Here is a 16,786-nt window from a genome sequence, read left to right as displayed (position 1 = left end):
CCAGTGGGCCGGTATCCTCCGCTTCCAGCGCAGCTTCTAAGCCGCGCAGCTGAACCAAGTTCGACACATCTCCCGCTCAGACCTCCGAGCAGGAGAGGAAAGGCCCGGTATCCCAACCGGGCCTTTTCATTTCGGGCAAGCATCGAACGGCCGGATACTTGCCGTCAAAGCCCTGAGATGAAGTGCCTGATCGCGTCCGGAATATCGCCGAGATGCAGAATGGGGGCGTGCCCTTGCCCCATGGCGGTCTTGACGGCCGTGCCCGGATGGCGCGTCGCGATCTCATCGACCGTGGCTACGATCAGCAGCTTCGAATGCTCGCCGCGAATCACCATCAGCGGAATATCCTGGAACCCTTGGAACTGCGGCCAAAGATCGGGAATCGGCGCATCCAGGTCCAGCGCCTGCATCTGGGCGGCGATGGCAGGGTCGTAATCGGCAACGGGTTTGCCGCCGCGAAAGGCATAGATTGCCCGCGCCATGTCCTGCCAGTCGTCGTCGCCGAGGGAGGTAAAGGCGGCGCCATGATTCTCCCGCAGGATCTCGACCGCCTCGTCCCAGTTGTCGGGTTTTCTGCCACGGTTGAGATAATCGCGAATATCGGCCAGCCCGACCCTTTCCAGAACAGGGCCGATGTCGTTGAGAACGACTGCTTTCAGGATGTCGGGGCGGCTGGCGGCAAGTATGTGCAGAACCAGCCCGCCGCGCGAGGTGCCGATGAATATGGCTTGCCGAATGCCAAGCGCAGCGCAGACGGTCAGGACGTCCTGCGCTTCGACGACAAGATTGTAGCGGGATTTATCCGCATCCCATTCGGATGCTCCGCGCCCGCGAGCGTCGAGTGTGATCACCCGGCGCGGGGCTGCGGGATCCTGCGACAGAAGCATCGCCAGCTGATGAAAGTCCCGCGAATTTCGCGTCAGCCCCGGGAGGCAGAAGACGGGTGGCCGGGTTCCTGTGATGGCCTCGTTGCCGGCATAATCCCGGACATGGAGCTTCAAGCCGTCCTCGGCCGGTATCGTCCTGACCAGGAAACCGCTTTCATCGTCGCTGCGCATGCGTCATCCCTCGTGCTGCGGATATCACCGGGGATGTAACGGTATTTCCGCAGCCCGTACAACTGCGGTTTCGTCCGAAGCATGTCGCGCGAGCTGGATCGCGGCTTTACGACAACGACGCGCTTAGCCGCGCCCGTTCACCAGATCGTGGACGATGTCGGTCTTCTGGCCCAGCCGGGCCTTATAGACCTGATAGTTTTCCATGACCCGCTGCACATAGTTGCGGGTTTCGGGGAAGGGGATGCGCTCGATCCAGTCGATGACGTCGTCGAGCGATTTGCCGCGCGGGTCGCCATAGCGGCCGATCCATTCCGGCACCTTGTTCGGCCCGGCATTGTAGGCGATGAAGGTGAGGATATAGGAACCGCCGAACGTGTCGATCTGCTCGCCGAGATAGTGGGCGCCGAGCGTGGCGTTGTAGCCGGCGTCCTGTGTCAGCCTGTCGGCGGAATAGGCCATGCCGTGCCGGCCGGCAACCGCCTTTGCCGTCTTCGGCAGCAGTTGCAGCAGGCCGCGCGCGTTGGCGGAAGACACGGCCGCCGGATTGAAGGCGCTTTCCTGGCGCGCGATGGCGTAGGCAAGGGCCTTGCCGGAGCCGGAGATATTGGCATTGTCCGGAATGACGCCGATCGGGAATGCGAGTGCCGCGACATCGACGCCACGCCCGTAGGCGATCTTGCCGATCTGCAGCGAGAGCTGATGGTTGCCGGAGCGCTCGGCGCGAGCGGCCAGCATGGCGACCTCGCCGGGGCTTTCCAGCTGCTTTGCCAGCGCGCGATAGAGCGCATCGGCACGCCAGCCATGCCCCGCGGCTTCGAGCCGCGAGATTGCCTGCACCGCTTCGCGCCCCTGGAAGCGCTGGCGGTCGTCGGCCGAGGGAGAGGGGTAGGTGACGTTTAGCGTAGTGCGGCCGAGCTTCTCGGCGGCGAGCTGGCCGTAAAACGTGCTTGGGTAGGAAGCGGCCTTGGCATAGAAATCGGCAGCCTTGCCCGGACCGCCAGCCTCGGCGGCGCGGCCGAGCCAGTACCAGCCGCGCGATTGCGAGATCGGCCCGTTCGATACCTGCAGGATCCTGCGGAAATGGGTTGCCGCGTTCGCACCGTCCTGCAGACCGCGCAACGCGTACCACCCGGCATGGAATTCGGCCTCGCCGACATCCTGCGGGCTTTCCGCGACGCTGGCATCGACAACGCGATAAGCAGCCTTGAATTCACCCTGGTCCACCAGGCCACGGCTGACGATGCGCTGCTCGTTCCACCATTGACCGGGGCTGACGAGCACGCTGCGGTCGCGCGGCATTTGCGCCAGAAGATTGGCCGCATCGTCATACCTGTTCTGCCGGCGCAGGTTTTCGATCTGCATGAAGAGATAGGCGGGGTCCTTGCGCCATTGTCCGCCGACGGCTGATATCAGCGCATCCGCCTTCGGGGAGCGGTCGTTGACCGCCGCCCATGCCTTGTAGAGCGATTGCGCCTTCCCGAGATCGCCGAAGCGCTTGGCCTGCACGGTCCGGTCGCGGTAGAGCAGGAAGTCCATGCGCGCCTTGTGGTCGGCGGGCGAAAGCAGGTTCGGGAATTCGGCGAGAATCTTGTCTTCGAGCGGCTTGTCCAGCGGTTCGCTGCGCCAGATCTTGCGGATCAGCTTTCCGGCCTGTGCCGACGAGCCTCGCGCCATGAGGGCGCGGGAGAGGATGACGGCGCCCTCCACGGTCTCCGGCTGCGTGTTGCCGAATGCGGCTAGAACCTGATCGGTCGCCGGATTTTCGTTGTAGAGCGCCCGCTCGGAATTGGCGCGCAGGCTGCCGAGCCCCGGCCATCCCACGAGTTCCCGGGCGGCGGCGGCAATCTCGCCGGAGGGAATGCCCGGCTGGCCCGAGGTGGCGATCGCCCAGGTCAGAATATGGCGGTCGAGCGTGCCTTGGCCCATGCCGTTACGGATGGCGAGCGCCTGCATCGGGTTCTTGTTGGAAAGCGCGTCAAGCCCGGCCTTCAGGTCGCCGCTGACGGGGGCGATGGCTCCGCTGCGCGGAATTGCAGCCGTGCTCATCGGGTCGGTCGCCATGGCGACGTCGGCGCTGGCGCGCGTGGATGTCAGTTGGCCGGGAAGCTGCGAGGCGACAGCACCCCACGCGACCGCCAAGCCCACAGCGGTCCAGATCATGACAGGTCTCTTCATCCGGCTACTCACAAAACAATCAGGCCCTTCCCATTTGCCAAATGCTATATTAACGAAACCTTACCGGCGGTTCGATTTTCAATCAATTATGATATCGGAAACTGCCCTCTACCATTCAAAGCGTGCTTGTCGCCGTCAAGCCGGCGCTTTATGGTGCGCGGATTCATAACCATGGATTGCGGCTGAAGCATGAATGCCGCGCCGCTAGGAGACTTGCATGTTCCAGGGATCCATTCCCGCACTCGTTACACCCTTTACTGACGCCGGCAAGGTGGATGAGGCGTCCTTCGCCTCGCATGTCGATTGGCAGATAAAAGAGGGTAGCAGCGGCTTGGTACCCGTGGGAACGACGGGTGAATCTCCGACCCTGTCGCATGACGAGCACAAGCGCGTCGTCGAACTCTGTATCGAGATCGCCAACAAGCGCGTACCTGTCATGGCGGGAGCGGGTTCGAACAATACGCGCGAGGCGATCGAGCTGGCGCAGCACGCCGAAAAGGTCGGCGCCAATGCGGTTCTGGTCGTCACGCCCTACTACAACAAGCCGACGCAGAAGGGCCTCTTCGCCCATTTCGCCGCCGTCGCGGAAGCCGTGAAGCTGCCGATCTACATCTACAACATTCCGGGCCGTTCGGTGGTCGACATGACGCCGGAGACGATGGGTGCGCTCGCCAAGGCCTACGCCAATATCGTCGGCGTGAAGGATGCGACCGGCAGGATTGAACGCGTCTCCGAGCAGCGCATTACCTGTGGGAGCGATTTCCGCCAGCTTTCCGGCGAGGATGCGACGGCGCTCGGCTTCAACGCCCACGGCGGCGTCGGCTGTATCTCGGTCACGGCCAATATCGCGCCGCGCCTTTCTGCCGAATTCCAGGCTGCCACGCTTGCAGGCGACTATGCCAAGGCTCTGGAATATCAGGACCGCCTGATGCCGCTGCACAAGGCGATCTTCCTGGAGCCTGGTCTTTGCGGCGCCAAGTACGGCCTTTCCCGCCTTGGCCGCATGAGCCGCAATGTGCGCTCGCCGCTGTTGTCGACGCTGGAGCCGGGCACGGAGGCTGCGATCGACGCGGCCATGCGGCATGCGGGCCTCCTGAACTGACGGCATTGCGCGCCTGTTGCTGAAACTCTGCCGACCGCTCTCTTCACAAGGAGGGCGGTCTCGCCTATTTAGAGGGCAGGAACTTGGCGGGCTCTTGGTTGCCGCCGGAATGATGCAAGAAAAGAAGAAGAATCATGGCACCCAAAGGCAGCCAGCGTGTGGTGAACAAGATCGTGGCGGAGAACCGCAAGGCACGCTTCAACTACGAGATCATCGATACCTATGAAGCGGGACTCGTGCTGAAAGGCACGGAGGTCAAGTCGCTGCGCGAAGGCAAGGCCAACATCGCTGAATCCTACGCTTCGGACGAGGATGGCGAGATCTGGCTGATCAACTCCTACCTGCCGGAATATCTGCAGGCCAACCGCTTCAATCATGAGCCGCGCCGCCGTCGCAAGCTTTTGCTCTCCAGCCGCGAAATCGGCCGGCTGCGTTCGGCGATCAATCGCGAGGGCATGACTCTGGTGCCGTTGAAGATCTATTTCAACGACAACGGCCGCGCGAAGCTGGAATTGGCTCTGGCCAAGGGCAAGAAGCTGCATGACAAGCGCGAATCCGAGAAGGAGCGCGATTGGAATCGGCAGAAAAGCCGCCTGCTCAAGGACAATGGCTAGCGCAACGGCGATATCTCATCGCACTTGCTTGTGAACGGCCTCAGTGCTCGTCGGAATCGGCTGCGGTATGGCTCGTCTCGACGACGCGGGCAGGGCGCTCCGAGGCGTCGCGGCCGATTTCCGCCTTCAGCGATACGAGATCGATGAAGTGGTCGGCCTGACGGCGCAGGTCGTCGGCGATCATCGGCGGCTGGGTCGCCATGGTCGAGATGACCGAAACCTTGCGTCCGCGGCGCTGAAGGGCCTCCACGAGCGTCGTGAAGTCGCCGTCACCGGAAAAGATCACCAGATGATCGACCGTTTCGGATTGCTCCATGGCGTCGATCGCCAGCTCTATATCCATGTTGCCCTTGATCTTGCGGCGCCCCATGGAGTCCGTGAATTCCTTGGCCGGCTTCGTAACGACCTTGTAGCCGTTGTAGTCGAGCCAGTCGATCAACGGGCGGATCGAGGAATATTCCTGATCCTCTATCAGCGCCGTATAGTAATAGGCGCGCAGGAGATATCCACGCTTCTGAAACGCTTTCAGGAGCTTGCGATAGTCGATATCGAAACCGAGGCTCTTGGATGCAGCGTAGAGATTGGCGCCGTCTATAAAGAGTGCAATTTTCTCGCGTGGGTCAAACATCGCTTACATATCCACTGTTATAAAAACATATTCATTTCATTCAAAGTTCAGATAAAACAATGCGTTGCGTGGTACCGCAGAATAATTCGTATTACTTTATGAATTATTCATATAATCAAGATTTAGGGCACGAAATGGGATATTCCAAGCAATCTCAGGTAGAAACGGCCGTTTGTCTAGGGTAATTTTAACACTTCTAAGACGGGGTGCGAAGGCGCTCAAACAGGAAAAACTTGAATTTGCCATCGTTTGCTTGTATCGGCGTGCTACTCCGAGACATGACGACGACATCACGACCGCAAAGGACAGGCAATGGCCCGTGTCACAGTAGAAGATTGCATTGATAAAGTAGAGAACCGGTTCGAGCTCGTGTTGCTCGCCAGCCATCGCGCCCGCCTGATCTCTCAGGGCTCCTCGATCACCATCGATCGCGACAACGACAAGAACCCGGTTGTTGCGTTGCGCGAAATTGCCGACGAGACGCTGTCGCCCGACGACCTTAAGGAAGATCTGATCCATTCGCTGCAGAAGCATGTCGAAGTGGATGAGCCCGAGCCGGATCCGGCAAGCCTCCTGGCCGCCGGCGCTTCCGCTTCCAGCGAAGAGGAAGAGGATCTGCCGGAAACCGTTACTTTCGACCAGATGTCGGAAGAGGAGCTTCTGGCCGGTATCGAAGGCCTGGTTCCGCCGGAAAAAAGCGACGATTACTGATCGTTGGCCTTGATGCTCCGGGCAGGAGCGATATGATGACAGAATACGTGCGCCGGTCGGATGACTGGCGCGCTTTTGTTTTTGCTGGAGTAGCTCTGGAATGATGCGGCAATACGAGCTTGTTGAGCGCGTGCAGAAATACAAGCCCGATGCCAACGAAGCTCTGCTCAACAAGGCCTATGTCTATGCGATGCAGAAGCATGGCCAGCAGAAACGTGCCAGCGGCGATCCCTATATTTCCCATCCTCTCGAAGTTGCTGCCATCCTGACGGATATGCGTCTGGATGAATCGACCATCGCGGTCGCTCTCCTCCACGATACGATCGAGGACACGACGGCCACGCGCGCCGAAATCGATGAGCTCTTCGGCGAGGATATCGGCCGCCTGGTCGAAGGCCTGACGAAGATCAAGAAGCTCGATCTCGTCACCAAGAAGGCGAAGCAGGCGGAAAACCTTCGCAAGCTGCTGCTGGCCATTTCCGATGACGTCCGCGTGCTTCTGGTCAAGCTCGCCGATCGCCTGCACAACATGCGTACGCTCGATCACATGTCGCCGGAAAAGCGCGCCCGCATTTCCGAGGAGACGATGGAAATCTATGCGCCGCTTGCCGGCCGCATGGGCATGCAGGACATGCGCGAGGAGCTGGAGGAGCTTTCCTTCCGGCACATCAATCCCGAGGCGCACGACACCGTTACCAAGCGTTTGGAAGAGCTGTCCCGACGCAACGAGGGCCTTGTCAAGAAGATCGAGACCGAACTGCGCGATCTGCTTGTTGCCAACGGCCTTGCCAATGCCATGGTCAAGGGCCGGTTGAAGAAGCCCTATTCGGTCTTCCGCAAGATGCAGTCGAAATCGCTGTCTTTCGAGCAGCTCTCCGATATCTACGGCTTCCGCCTTCTCGTCGACGACATCCCGTCCTGCTATCGGGCGCTCGGCATCGTGCACACGCGTTGGCGCGTGGTCCCCGGTCGCTTCAAGGACTATATCTCGACGCCGAAGCAGAACGACTATCGCTCCCTGCACACGACGATCGTCGGTCCTTCCAGTCAGCGCATCGAGCTGCAGATCCGCACGAAGCGCATGCATGAGATCGCCGAGTTCGGCATCGCCGCCCACACGCTCTACAAGGACGGCATGAATGCCAATGGCAATGGTGACGGCGAGTTGCTGTCGCGGGAAAGCAATGCCTATTCATGGCTGCGCCACACCATCGAGGCGCTGGCCGAAGGCGACAGCCCGGAAGAATTCCTCGAGCATACCAAGCTCGAGCTCTTCCAGGATCAGGTCTTCTGCTTCACGCCCAAGGGCAAGCTGATCGCCCTGCCGCGCGGCGCGACGCCGATCGACTTTGCCTATGCCGTTCACACCAACATCGGCGATACGACCGTGGGCGCCAAGATCAACGGCCGCATCATGCCGCTGGTAACCCGGCTGAACAATGGCGATGAGGTCGAGATCATCCGCTCGGGCGTGCAGGTGCCGCCTGCCGCGTGGGAAGAGATCGTCGTGACGGGCAAGGCGCGAGCCGCCATTCGCCGCGCCACCCGGCTTGCCATCCGCAAGCAGTATGCGGGCCTTGGACACCGTATTCTGGAGCGCACCTTCGAGCGCGCCGGCAAGGTATTTTCGCGCGATGGCTTGAAGCCGGCGCTGCATCGCCTCGGCCAGAAGGACGTGGAAGACGCCATCGCCGCGGTCGGACGGGGGGAGATGTCGTCGCTCGATGTGCTGCGCGCCGTCTACCCCGATCATCAGGACGAGCGCGTGACCGTAAAACCTGCCGGCGACGAAGGCTGGTTCAACGTCCGCAGCGCGTCGGGCATGATCTTCAAGATCCCCGGCAAGAACAAGGCCGACGTTTCTGACGGAGGCGATATCGATGCTCCGCCGATCCGTGGCATATCCTCCAATGTCGAGGTGCATTTCGCCCCGACCGGCGCCGTGCCGGGCGACCGTATCGTCGGCATCATGGAAAAGGGCAAGGGCATCACCATATATCCGATCCAGTCGCCGGTCCTGCAACGGTTCGATGACGAGCCGGAGCGCTGGATCGATGTGCGCTGGGATCTGGACGAGGCCAACAAATCCCGTTTTGCGGCGCGTATCCTCATCAACGCATTGAACGAGCCGGGCACGCTGGCCAAGGTGGCGCAGAGCGTCGCGGATGTCGACGTCAATATCCGCGTGCTCAATACCGTTCGCGTCGCTGCCGATTTCACCGAAATGGCTCTCGACGTCGAAGTCTGGGATCTGCGTCAGCTCAACCAGCTTCTGGTGCAGCTCAAGGAACTCGATTGCATCGCGACCGTGAAGCGTCTCTACGAGTGAGCCGTCGCTCGCGCCGCTATCGATCCGAGGCAGGTTGCATATTTTGTGATCATTTCATGACCAGAATAGAGCGGCTTTTCGGATCGATATGCATTCAGCGCATGGCTGTGTGTATTTTAGAGCGGTGGTAATTACCCTTTGTCGCGCCTATCTTCTGGTTATCGAAGAAACGAAACAGAGATGAGAGAAGACAATGTTTACCCCGATCAGGAAAATCGCCCGCGTCTTGCGTGTTCCGAGTGTTGAAGAACGCGAAATGGCTTATCTGAATGGCTCGCATGACCGTTTTGATCTTGAATATCGTCAGCGTCAGGTCGACCGCGGTCTGTTCCGCCAGCGTTAATCGCAGCTGATACTTGCAAGACCAGGAGGGGCGCTCCGTTGTTGCGCCCTTGGAGCATCCCGATACTGCGGGATTGCTTCCCGCAAATGAAAGAACGCCTCGTTTTCTGCCTCCTGAGCAGGCGACGTTCCAAAAAAGAGCCGTACTTTCGGTTCCTAATAGGTGCATGATACGTTTGGCTGCTCTTGTCATGGCGGCCCCCATTGCACTAGATAAGCCGCATGCTATTTCGTCGCCGGAAACCACTGACATTCAGCGAAAAACTGCGGGAGCACCTTTGGCCCCGCAAGGGTTTCGTTCGCTCGTTCCAATATTTCGGCAAGCGCCTCGTTCGCCTTGCCGCCTCGCCGCATTCCGTTGCGGCAGGCTTCGCAGCGGGCATCGTCGTGTCGTGGACGCCGTTCATCGGCGTGCATTTCGTGATGGCGATCATAATCGCCTATCTGATCGGCGGCAATGTCATTGCTTCCGCGCTCGGCTGCCTGGCGGCCGGCAATCCCATCACCTATCCCTTCATCTGGGCGTTCACCTGGGAAATCGGCCATCTGATCCTCGCGCGTGACAGCGGCGGGCAGGGCGGCGGCATCGATCTGCCGGCGCTGTGGCACAAGGGCGATCTCCTGCAGATTTGGGACCCGGTCTTGAAGCCGATGCTGATCGGCGGCATTCCTCCCGCCATCGTCAGCGGCGTCATCGTCTACGCGCTCACCTATTATGGCGTGAAGACCTTCAAGACCCGCCGCAAGGAGCGCCTGATGGAACGCGCCCGCGAAAGGCTGGCGCTTGCCGAAAACGCATCCAGCGTCTGACGGGGCCTTGACGCCGTCCGGGCCATCAGGAGGGCCATTCCATGATCATCGGCATAGGCAGTGACCTCATCGATATCCGCCGGGTGGAGAAGACGATCGAACGGTTCGGCGCCCGGTTCACCGAGCGCTGCTTTACCGACATCGAGCGCGCCAAGTCCGAAGGACGCAAGAACAAGGCGGCGTCCTACGCAAAGCGCTTCGCCGCAAAGGAAGCTTGCTCCAAGGCGTTGGGCACCGGTCTGGCGCAAGGCGTCTTCTGGCGCGACATGGGTGTCGTCAATTTGCGAAGCGGCAAGCCGACGATGCAGCTGACCGGTGGCGCCGCCGAAAGATTGGCTTCCATGCTGCCGGCAAATCACCGTGCTGCCATTCATTTGACGATAACGGATGATTTTCCTCTTGCTCAGGCTTTTGTGATCATCGAGGCACTACCGATAGACGGCTGAATCACAGCCATGTGTCGCTTTTGGCATCCGCGCCATTGCCGCAATGATGTGAAGCGAGTAGAGAGTGCCTGAATGAAAGTTGCGCCGGTGGGGTGCGAAAAAGGAATAAGACTGCGTGTCCGAGAAAGCCGTAAAACAGCAGAACGCCCTGTGGGAGAACATCAAGGTCATCGTTCAGGCGCTCGTCCTGGCCATGATCATCCGCACGGTTCTCTTTCAGCCATTCACCATTCCGTCCGGCTCGATGATGCCGACGCTTCTCGTCGGCGACTACATCTTCGTCAACAAGTTCGCCTACGGCTATTCGAAGTATTCGCTGCCGTTTTCGCCGGATCTGTTCAACGGCCGCATCTTCGGCAGCGAGCCGAAGCGCGGCGATGTCGTGGTATTCCGTTTCCCGCCGAATCCGGATGTCGACTACATCAAGCGCGTGATCGGTCTGCCGGGCGACCGGATTCAGGTCAAGAACGACATTCTCTACATCAATGGCCAGGCCGTTCCGCGCGAGCCGCATGGTACGTTCTCGTCGGATTACAGCCAGGAGCCGGGCGACAATATTCCGGTCTACAGCGAGCGTCTGCCGGATACGGGCAAGATCTTTGACACGCTGGACCTTTCGCCGAATTCCCGTGGCGACAACACCCAGGAATACGTCGTACCGGCCGATCACTACTTCATGATGGGCGATAATCGCGACAACTCCGATGACAGCCGTTTCGACGTCGGCTATGTGCCCGCCGAAAACCTCATCGGCCGCGCCAGCGTCATCTTCTTCTCGCTGGGTCACGACACGTCGTTCCGTGAAATCTGGAAATGGCCGACCAACATGCGTTGGGACCGCATCTTCAAGGTTGTCGAATGACGAAGGTGCAGACGCTCTCGCAGGCGGATCGTGCCAGGCTTGAGGCTGCGATAGGCTACGAATTCATCGAGAGAGAGCGTCTCGATTGGGCGCTGACACATGCCAGCGCCCGCACCCACAAAACGGGAAATTACGAGCGGCTTGAATTTCTCGGCGACAGGGTTCTCGGCCTTTGCATTGCCGAGCTGCTGTTCAAGACCTTCGGCACGGCGACGGAAGGCGAGCTTTCGGTGCGCCTCAACCAGCTGGTCAGCGCCGAAACCTGTGCCGAAGTCGCCGACGAGATGCAATTGCACCTCTATATCCGCACCGGCGCCGATGTGAAAAAGCTGACCGGCAAGCGTATGCTCAACGTGCGCGCCGATGTCGTCGAAAGCCTGATTGCCGCGCTCTATCTGGACGGCGGGCTCGAAATCGCCAGGCAATTCATCCTGCGCTATTGGGAACGCCGCGCCGTGCGGCCGGACGGTGCAAGACGCGACGCCAAGACGGAGTTGCAGGAATGGGCACATGCGAAATTTGGCGTCACTCCCGTCTACAGGGTTGATGATCGCAGCGGACCGGATCATGATCCCCGTTTTACGGTGACGGTGGAAGTTGCGGGCACGGCGCCCGAGACAGGAATTGAGCGCTCCAAGCGTGCGGCCGAACAGGTGGCTGCGACGCGGATTTTGGAGCGCGAAGGTGTATGGCAGTCTCAGTCGACTGAGAAATAACTGCCTGGAAACGACGGAAAAGATGACCAATCAAGAAGACACACCCGCCGAAGATGGCGCGGTTGAACACAGCGGCCCGACCCATTCGGGTTTCGTGGCCCTCATCGGCCCGACCAATGCCGGCAAGTCGACGCTGGTCAACCGGCTCGTCGGCGCGAAGGTTTCGATCGTCAGCCATAAGGTGCAGACGACGCGCGCCATCGTGCGTGGCATCGCCATCCACAACAACGCGCAGATCGTCTTCATGGACACGCCCGGCATCTTCAAGCCGCGCCGCCGCCTCGACCGCGCCATGGTGACGTCGGCCTGGGGTGGGGCGAAGGACGCCGATCTCATCATGCTGCTGATCGACAGCGAGCGTGGTTTGCGCGGCGACGCGGAAGCCATTCTGGAAGGGTTGAAGGAAGTATCCCAGCCGAAGATCCTGGTCCTCAACAAGATCGACCGCGTTCGCCGCGAGGATTTGCTGGCGCTAGCCGCCGCCGCCAACGAGAAGATCGCCTTCGAGCAGACTTTCATGATCTCGGCGGAAAACGGCTCCGGCTGCGACGACGTCATGGATTATCTGGCAAAGACCCTGCCGGAAGGCCCCTGGTACTATCCGGAGGATCAGATCTCGGACCTGCCGATGCGGCAGCTCGCCGCCGAAATCACCCGCGAAAAGCTGTTTCTGCGGCTCCATCAGGAGCTTCCCTATTCCTCTCATGTCGAGACGGAGAAATGGGAAGAGCGCAAGGATGGCTCGGTGCGTATCGAGCAGGTGATCTATGTCGAGCGCGAAAGCCAGAAGAAGATCGCGCTGGGCAAGGGCGGCGAGACGATCAAGGCGATCTCCACCGCCTCGCGCAAGGAGCTTTCCGAAATTCTGGAACAGCCCGTGCATCTCTTCCTCTTCATCAAGGTTCGCGAGAACTGGGGAAATGATCCCGAGCGCTTCCGGGAGATGGGGCTGGATTTCCCGCATTAATGGAACTTTGCTTCCCTGAGCGCTTTATATTGCAGCGGTTTATCGGGCATGTCGCTCACGCCGCTGCAACTCAGGGGAGCGTTTCATGGCAAAGACCGCGACGATGCATGGGCAGCGCACGCCGTGCCAACACTGTCCATTGAGGTCTCTGCCGCATTTCCGGGAATTCGATCGCGACGAGCTGAATTTCATCAGCGGCTTCAAGAAGGGTGAACTTCTTGTCGATGCCGGCGCCACGATCTTCCTCGAGGGCGCGCATAGCGCCCATCTCTTTACGATCCTCTCCGGTTGGGGCTTTCGCTACAAGACGCTGGAAGACGGCCGCCGGCAGATCCTCAATTATGTGATGCCGGGCGATCTCATCGGTTTGCAGGGCTCCATCATGGGCGAAATGCAGCATTCGACCGAAGCGCTTTCGCCGATCTCGCTTTGCGTGTTCGAGCGCACGGAACTGATGACGCTCTATAATTCCCACCCGCCTCTTGCCTTCGATCTGACCTGGATCGCATCGCGCGAGGAACGGATTCTGGATGAACATCTTCTCAGCATCGGGCGCCGCTCGGCGGTCGAGCGAGCCGCCTATCTGATCGCCTACCTGCATCAGCGCGCCAGCGCCCTTCATTTGTTCAATGGCCGCAAGGTCATCCCCATCACGCAGCAGCATGTTGCCGATACGCTGGGTCTCTCGGTTGTTCACACCAATAAGACATTGAAAAAACTGGCGGAGCGCGGATTGCTTCTCTGGCAGGAGCGCGGCTGCGAGGTTCTGGATGGTGACGGCCTTGCCGAACTCGCCGGCTGGGACGGCCTTGATTCGGGCAAGCGCCCCTTCATTTAAGCGCTGCTCTTCATTCAAACGGCATGTCTTTTTTAAATGCTGATAGCAACTGTATCAGCATAGATTATTGTCATGGTCACTTTTCTACCAGTTTCACCTTTTACTAACCGCGGCGACAAAAGCGATTGGAGCACGCTGACGAGCCCGTAGTACCGCAGTGCAAAAAGTGCGAAGCGGTAGGAAGGCAAGGTCATGTTGCAAGAGACCGCGCCAGCACGGATGGGCAAAACCATTCAGTCAATACGGGCCGATGATTGGCGCCGGAGGGATAAATGTGGGACTTTTTACCGGGCGCGCCGGCTGGCGCACACATTCAAGGACGGCGTTGATATGACGTTTCAGCGCGTCCTTATTCTTGAGGATAATCTCATTATTGCTATGGAGGCTGAGGAAATTCTTCGCCTCGTGGGGATTCAGCAGGTGGAGATTGCCTCAAATCTGGAACAGGCAGTCAATGCCGTTCATGCCGAACATTATGATTTCGCGATGCTGGACGTTAATCTCGGGGAATCGACGAGCTTCGGCTTCGCCCGGTTGCTGATGGAACGCGGCATCTCCTTCGGCTTCGTCAGCGGCTACTCCGATACACTCGATTTCCCGGCGGACCTGCGGCATGTGCCGCTTTTGAACAAACCCTTCGACGAGCAGGCGATGCGCCTCTTTGTCCAGACACTGGCGGCTGGCGGCTCTTCCGCCATGTGACAGCCGCGGTCATTTGCCCTAAACTCGAATCGCGACATCATATCGAGGCAACCGGCCCATGCAGTGGCAGGACCACGCGATCATCCTCGGCGTCAAGCGCCTCGGCGAGAACAGTGTTATCGCCGAAGTGATGACGCGCGCCCGTGGCCGGCATATGGGTCTGGTGCGCTCCGGCCGTTCGCGTGCCATGCAGCCGGTGCTGCAGGCCGGCAATCTTGTCGAAGCGACCTGGCGGGCGAGGTTGCACGAGCATCTCGGCGAATTTCGCATGGAGCCGGTCACGCTCAGGGCTGCGCGGCTGATGGAGACGGCAACCTCCGTCTATGGCGTGCAGGCGATGGCCGCGCTGCTGCGGCTGCTGCCGGAGCGGGATCCGCATCCGCATCTCTACGATGCGCTCGATGTGATCCTGGAGAATCTGCAAAATCCCGCCGATGCCGGCGAGCTCTTCGTGCGCTTCGAGCTTGCCGTGTTGAACGATCTCGGCTTCGGCCTCGATTTGACCGAATGCGCCGCGACCGGCGTGCGGGAGGATCTGGCGTTCGTTTCGCCGAAATCCGGCCGTGCCGTCTGCCGGGCCGCCGGCATGCCATGGGCGGACAAGATGCTGGTGCTGCCGTCCTTCCTTGCGGCCGGAGCCATGGCCGCCGCCGATAGGGAAAGCCTCGCGGCCGCTTTCCGCCTGACCGGCTTCTTCCTCCATCGTCATGTCTATGAGCCGCGCGGTATTGAGATCGCTGTGGCACGCGACGGTTTCATGCAGGCTGCGCTGAAGGCGGTCGCGGTGGCATCGTTGGACGATGCGGCGGTTTCACCGAGCCTCCTCGCCAAAGGTTGAATGGCAGGGAGACTGCCGTTTGGCGCCGGCTGCCGACAGGATCATGGCGGCTCGGTTCCATATGGCATCCCGCCGCTGAAAGCAGGCATTAGCGCCGCTTGAACGTCCAGCCTTCCGGCCGCTCTTCGAGCACCGTCACCGCATCGCCGATCTTCACCATGCCTTCGCCGCGCGGCACCGCGTTCCAGCCGAAGAGCGGGCCGGGAACGCGCCGGTCGGCCGACATGCGGATGCGGCCCATGGCGGGCATGGGGTTCGGCACGTCGCGCGAGCCGGTCTGCTGATCCTGCGTCGTCATGATGCAGCGCGCGCAGGGTTTGACGAGATCGAGACGAATGCCGCCGATTTCGATCGCCGCCCAGCGGTCCTCCGGCCATTCCTCGTCGATATCGATGACGATGTTGGGGCGGAAGCGCTCCATGCCGACGGCGCCTTCGCCGTGGCTGGCAAGATCGGCGTTGAGCGCCTTCAGCGATCCGGTCGTGGTGACGAGAATCTGGTATCCGTCGGCAAAGGTGACGGGCGTGTCATCGCCGGCCCATTCCGGGCTGGCGATGCGCTTGGCAAGCCGATCGAAGAAGACCATCCTGACCTCGCGCCCCAGCCAGCTCGACAGGGCCTTGTTGGTTTCATCGTCGGCGACGGAAGCGTTGACCGCCGACTTCCAGACGACGACATCCATGCGGTTTTCCGGATGTGGCGGCGGGACGATGATGTCAGCCTTGCCATCCATCTTCAGCCGCAGATAGGAGGGGGCCGGCTGGATATCGATCCGAGCCAGGTCCTGCAACTCGCGCTGGGTGAAGAAATGACCGGACGGATCGACCAGCATGGCACGACGATCGCCGGCAAGGCCGAAAGCGTCGATAGCGGCTGACGGAATGGCGATGCCGCGTGCGCTCTTGAGGGGATAGATGAAGAGATCGCTGACGCGCATGGATGACCCTCAGATTTCGTCGATGAACATTGCCAGCACGGTTTTCAGCCGGTCGTGCCGCGCTTCGGCGAATTTGCGTCCGGTCTCGGTCTGGAATCCATCCGCGAGTTTGAACAGCTTTGTCTCGAAATGGTCAATGGCGAAACGCTTGTCGTCGAGCGGCCGCTCCGTCGCCAGTGGATCGAACGGGTCGTACAGGCCAGAGCCGAGACGCCCGGCGATGTAAAAGCAGCGCGCAGCTCCGACCATGCCGATGGCATCCAGCCTGTCCGCATCCTGCAAGATTTTCGCCTCCAGCGTCGCGGGCGGCAGGTTGGCGGAGAAGCTATGCGTTGTGATCGAATGCGCCGCAGCTGCGATATCCTCATCCGCCCATCCGAGTTGCCGCAGGATGCCGGAAGCCTTTTCGGCGGCAAGCCGAGAAGCTTGCGCGCGGTGGGGAGAATTCTTCTCCACGGCAACGCAATCATGCAGCAGCACGGCGGCTGCCAGAATGCGTGCGTTGCCGCCTTCCTCGGCCTGAATGGCCATGGCGTTGCGAAAGACGCGCAGGATATGGGCAATATCGTGCGAGCCATCATCGCCATCGGCGGCATGGGGGATAAGATCCGCGGCCAGTGCTTCGAACGGGGCAAAGGCCCGCGCCATCTTGTCGGTATCCATTGTCGGACTCGCTCCGGATTGATCGGTCGGCAGTTCCTTCGTCCTACC

At 60.4% G+C, this 16,786-nt stretch carries 18 protein-coding genes; 13 read left to right on the top strand and 5 right to left on the bottom strand.

What is annotated here, in order from left to right; translation table 11 throughout:
* Positions 1-164: 164 nt before the first annotated feature.
* Together GR212_RS10015 and GR212_RS10010 are read right to left on the bottom strand one after the other, a co-directional pair.
* Positions 165-1,058 (bottom strand): alpha/beta fold hydrolase, encoded by an 894-nt coding sequence (locus GR212_RS10015; RefSeq protein ID WP_163986309.1) that lies wholly within the window; start codon positions 1,056-1,058, stop codon positions 165-167.
* A gap of 123 nt (positions 1,059-1,181) precedes the next feature.
* Positions 1,182-3,233, bottom strand: coding sequence for a lytic transglycosylase domain-containing protein (locus tag GR212_RS10010; RefSeq protein WP_163986308.1), 2,052 nt, complete (start codon positions 3,231-3,233; stop codon positions 1,182-1,184).
* 217 nt (positions 3,234-3,450) lie between these two features.
* Between GR212_RS10010 and dapA the strand changes: the two genes are divergently transcribed.
* Together dapA and smpB are read left to right on the top strand one after the other, a co-directional pair.
* Positions 3,451-4,335 (top strand): 4-hydroxy-tetrahydrodipicolinate synthase, encoded by an 885-nt coding sequence (dapA, locus tag GR212_RS10005; protein ID WP_163986307.1) that lies wholly within the window; start codon positions 3,451-3,453, stop codon positions 4,333-4,335.
* A gap of 134 nt (positions 4,336-4,469) precedes the next feature.
* Positions 4,470-4,949, top strand: a complete 480-nt coding sequence (smpB, locus tag GR212_RS10000; protein WP_163986306.1) for an SsrA-binding protein SmpB — start codon at positions 4,470-4,472, stop codon at positions 4,947-4,949.
* 40 nt (positions 4,950-4,989) lie between these two features.
* Here the strand turns inward: smpB and GR212_RS09995 are convergent, their stop codons facing one another.
* Positions 4,990-5,577, bottom strand: coding sequence for an NYN domain-containing protein (locus GR212_RS09995; RefSeq protein ID WP_163986305.1), 588 nt, complete (start codon positions 5,575-5,577; stop codon positions 4,990-4,992).
* 312 nt (positions 5,578-5,889) lie between these two features.
* Between GR212_RS09995 and rpoZ the strand changes: the two genes are divergently transcribed.
* From rpoZ to recO, 11 genes are all read left to right on the top strand, one after another.
* Positions 5,890-6,288, top strand: coding sequence for a DNA-directed RNA polymerase subunit omega (gene rpoZ, locus GR212_RS09990; RefSeq protein ID WP_163986304.1), 399 nt, complete (start codon positions 5,890-5,892; stop codon positions 6,286-6,288).
* 100 nt (positions 6,289-6,388) lie between these two features.
* Complete coding sequence (locus GR212_RS09985) at positions 6,389-8,617, top strand: RelA/SpoT family protein (protein ID WP_163986303.1); 2,229 nt, start codon at positions 6,389-6,391, stop codon at positions 8,615-8,617.
* A 193-nt stretch (positions 8,618-8,810) separates the two neighbouring features.
* The gene (locus tag GR212_RS09980) at positions 8,811-8,960 is read left to right on the top strand and encodes a DUF3563 family protein (protein ID WP_163986302.1); all 150 of its coding nucleotides are present in this window, start codon (positions 8,811-8,813) and stop codon (positions 8,958-8,960) included.
* A gap of 221 nt (positions 8,961-9,181) precedes the next feature.
* Complete coding sequence (locus GR212_RS09975; protein ID WP_163986301.1) at positions 9,182-9,769, top strand: DUF2062 domain-containing protein; 588 nt, start codon at positions 9,182-9,184, stop codon at positions 9,767-9,769.
* Positions 9,770-9,810: 41 nt separating this feature from the next.
* Positions 9,811-10,215 (top strand): holo-ACP synthase, encoded by a 405-nt coding sequence (gene acpS / locus GR212_RS09970; RefSeq protein ID WP_163986300.1) that lies wholly within the window; start codon positions 9,811-9,813, stop codon positions 10,213-10,215.
* 115 nt (positions 10,216-10,330) lie between these two features.
* Positions 10,331-11,077 (top strand): signal peptidase I, encoded by a 747-nt coding sequence (gene lepB / locus GR212_RS09965; RefSeq protein WP_163986299.1) that lies wholly within the window; start codon positions 10,331-10,333, stop codon positions 11,075-11,077.
* Positions 11,074-11,793: a ribonuclease III gene (gene rnc, locus GR212_RS09960; protein WP_163986298.1), complete on the top strand. Its 720-nt coding sequence runs from the start codon at positions 11,074-11,076 to the stop codon at positions 11,791-11,793. The genes lepB and rnc overlap by 4 nt, the downstream gene beginning before the upstream one ends.
* A 22-nt stretch (positions 11,794-11,815) precedes the next feature.
* Positions 11,816-12,760, top strand: a complete 945-nt coding sequence (gene era, locus GR212_RS09955; RefSeq protein WP_163986297.1) for a GTPase Era — start codon at positions 11,816-11,818, stop codon at positions 12,758-12,760.
* An 85-nt stretch (positions 12,761-12,845) separates the two neighbouring features.
* Positions 12,846-13,598, top strand: a complete 753-nt coding sequence (locus GR212_RS09950; protein WP_163986296.1) for a Crp/Fnr family transcriptional regulator — start codon at positions 12,846-12,848, stop codon at positions 13,596-13,598.
* Positions 13,599-13,790: 192 nt separating this feature from the next.
* Complete coding sequence (locus GR212_RS09945) at positions 13,791-14,300, top strand: response regulator (RefSeq protein ID WP_246725722.1); 510 nt, start codon at positions 13,791-13,793, stop codon at positions 14,298-14,300.
* Between the two features lie 58 nt (positions 14,301-14,358).
* On the top strand, positions 14,359-15,138 hold the full coding sequence (gene recO, locus GR212_RS09940; RefSeq protein WP_163986295.1) for a DNA repair protein RecO: 780 nt from the start codon (positions 14,359-14,361) through the stop codon (positions 15,136-15,138).
* A gap of 88 nt (positions 15,139-15,226) precedes the next feature.
* On the opposite strand, the gene GR212_RS09935 is transcribed toward recO, so the two are convergent.
* A complete protein-coding gene (locus GR212_RS09935) occupies positions 15,227-16,075 on the bottom strand; it encodes an MOSC domain-containing protein (RefSeq protein WP_163986294.1) in 849 nt (282 codons plus the stop codon).
* Positions 16,076-16,084: 9 nt separating this feature from the next.
* Positions 16,085-16,738, bottom strand: a complete 654-nt coding sequence (locus tag GR212_RS09930; RefSeq protein ID WP_432444357.1) for an HD domain-containing protein — start codon at positions 16,736-16,738, stop codon at positions 16,085-16,087.
* Positions 16,739-16,786 lie beyond the last annotated feature (48 nt).

This window comes from Martinezella lusitana, from assembly GCF_010668395.1.
Taxonomy (GTDB): Bacteria; Pseudomonadota; Alphaproteobacteria; order Rhizobiales; family Rhizobiaceae; genus Rhizobium; species Rhizobium lusitanum_A.
The sequence above is the reverse complement of the archived record's forward strand: the minus strand, read 5'-3'. Positions and strand labels throughout refer to the sequence as shown.

Excerpts from the sequence above, each read along its gene's own strand:
- GR212_RS10015 (WP_163986309.1), bottom strand. The coding sequence starts at position 1,058 with ATGCGCAGCGACGATGAAAGCGGTTTCCTGGTCAGGACGATACCGGCC.
- GR212_RS10010 (WP_163986308.1), bottom strand. The coding sequence starts at position 3,233 with ATGAAGAGACCTGTCATGATCTGGACCGCTGTGGGCTTGGCGGTCGCG.
- dapA (WP_163986307.1), top strand. The coding sequence starts at position 3,451 with ATGTTCCAGGGATCCATTCCCGCACTCGTTACACCCTTTACTGACGCC.
- smpB (WP_163986306.1), top strand. The coding sequence starts at position 4,470 with ATGGCACCCAAAGGCAGCCAGCGTGTGGTGAACAAGATCGTGGCGGAG.
- GR212_RS09995 (WP_163986305.1), bottom strand. The coding sequence starts at position 5,577 with ATGTTTGACCCACGCGAGAAAATTGCACTCTTTATAGACGGCGCCAAT.
- rpoZ (WP_163986304.1), top strand. The coding sequence starts at position 5,890 with ATGGCCCGTGTCACAGTAGAAGATTGCATTGATAAAGTAGAGAACCGG.
- GR212_RS09985 (WP_163986303.1), top strand. The coding sequence starts at position 6,389 with ATGATGCGGCAATACGAGCTTGTTGAGCGCGTGCAGAAATACAAGCCC.
- GR212_RS09980 (WP_163986302.1), top strand. The coding sequence starts at position 8,811 with ATGTTTACCCCGATCAGGAAAATCGCCCGCGTCTTGCGTGTTCCGAGT.
- GR212_RS09975 (WP_163986301.1), top strand. The coding sequence starts at position 9,182 with ATGCTATTTCGTCGCCGGAAACCACTGACATTCAGCGAAAAACTGCGG.
- acpS (WP_163986300.1), top strand. The coding sequence starts at position 9,811 with ATGATCATCGGCATAGGCAGTGACCTCATCGATATCCGCCGGGTGGAG.
- rnc (WP_163986298.1), top strand. The coding sequence starts at position 11,074 with ATGACGAAGGTGCAGACGCTCTCGCAGGCGGATCGTGCCAGGCTTGAG.
- era (WP_163986297.1), top strand. The coding sequence starts at position 11,816 with ATGACCAATCAAGAAGACACACCCGCCGAAGATGGCGCGGTTGAACAC.
- GR212_RS09950 (WP_163986296.1), top strand. The coding sequence starts at position 12,846 with ATGGCAAAGACCGCGACGATGCATGGGCAGCGCACGCCGTGCCAACAC.
- GR212_RS09945 (WP_246725722.1), top strand. The coding sequence starts at position 13,791 with ATGTTGCAAGAGACCGCGCCAGCACGGATGGGCAAAACCATTCAGTCA.
- recO (WP_163986295.1), top strand. The coding sequence starts at position 14,359 with ATGCAGTGGCAGGACCACGCGATCATCCTCGGCGTCAAGCGCCTCGGC.
- GR212_RS09935 (WP_163986294.1), bottom strand. The coding sequence starts at position 16,075 with ATGCGCGTCAGCGATCTCTTCATCTATCCCCTCAAGAGCGCACGCGGC.
- GR212_RS09930 (WP_432444357.1), bottom strand. The coding sequence starts at position 16,738 with ATGGATACCGACAAGATGGCGCGGGCCTTTGCCCCGTTCGAAGCACTG.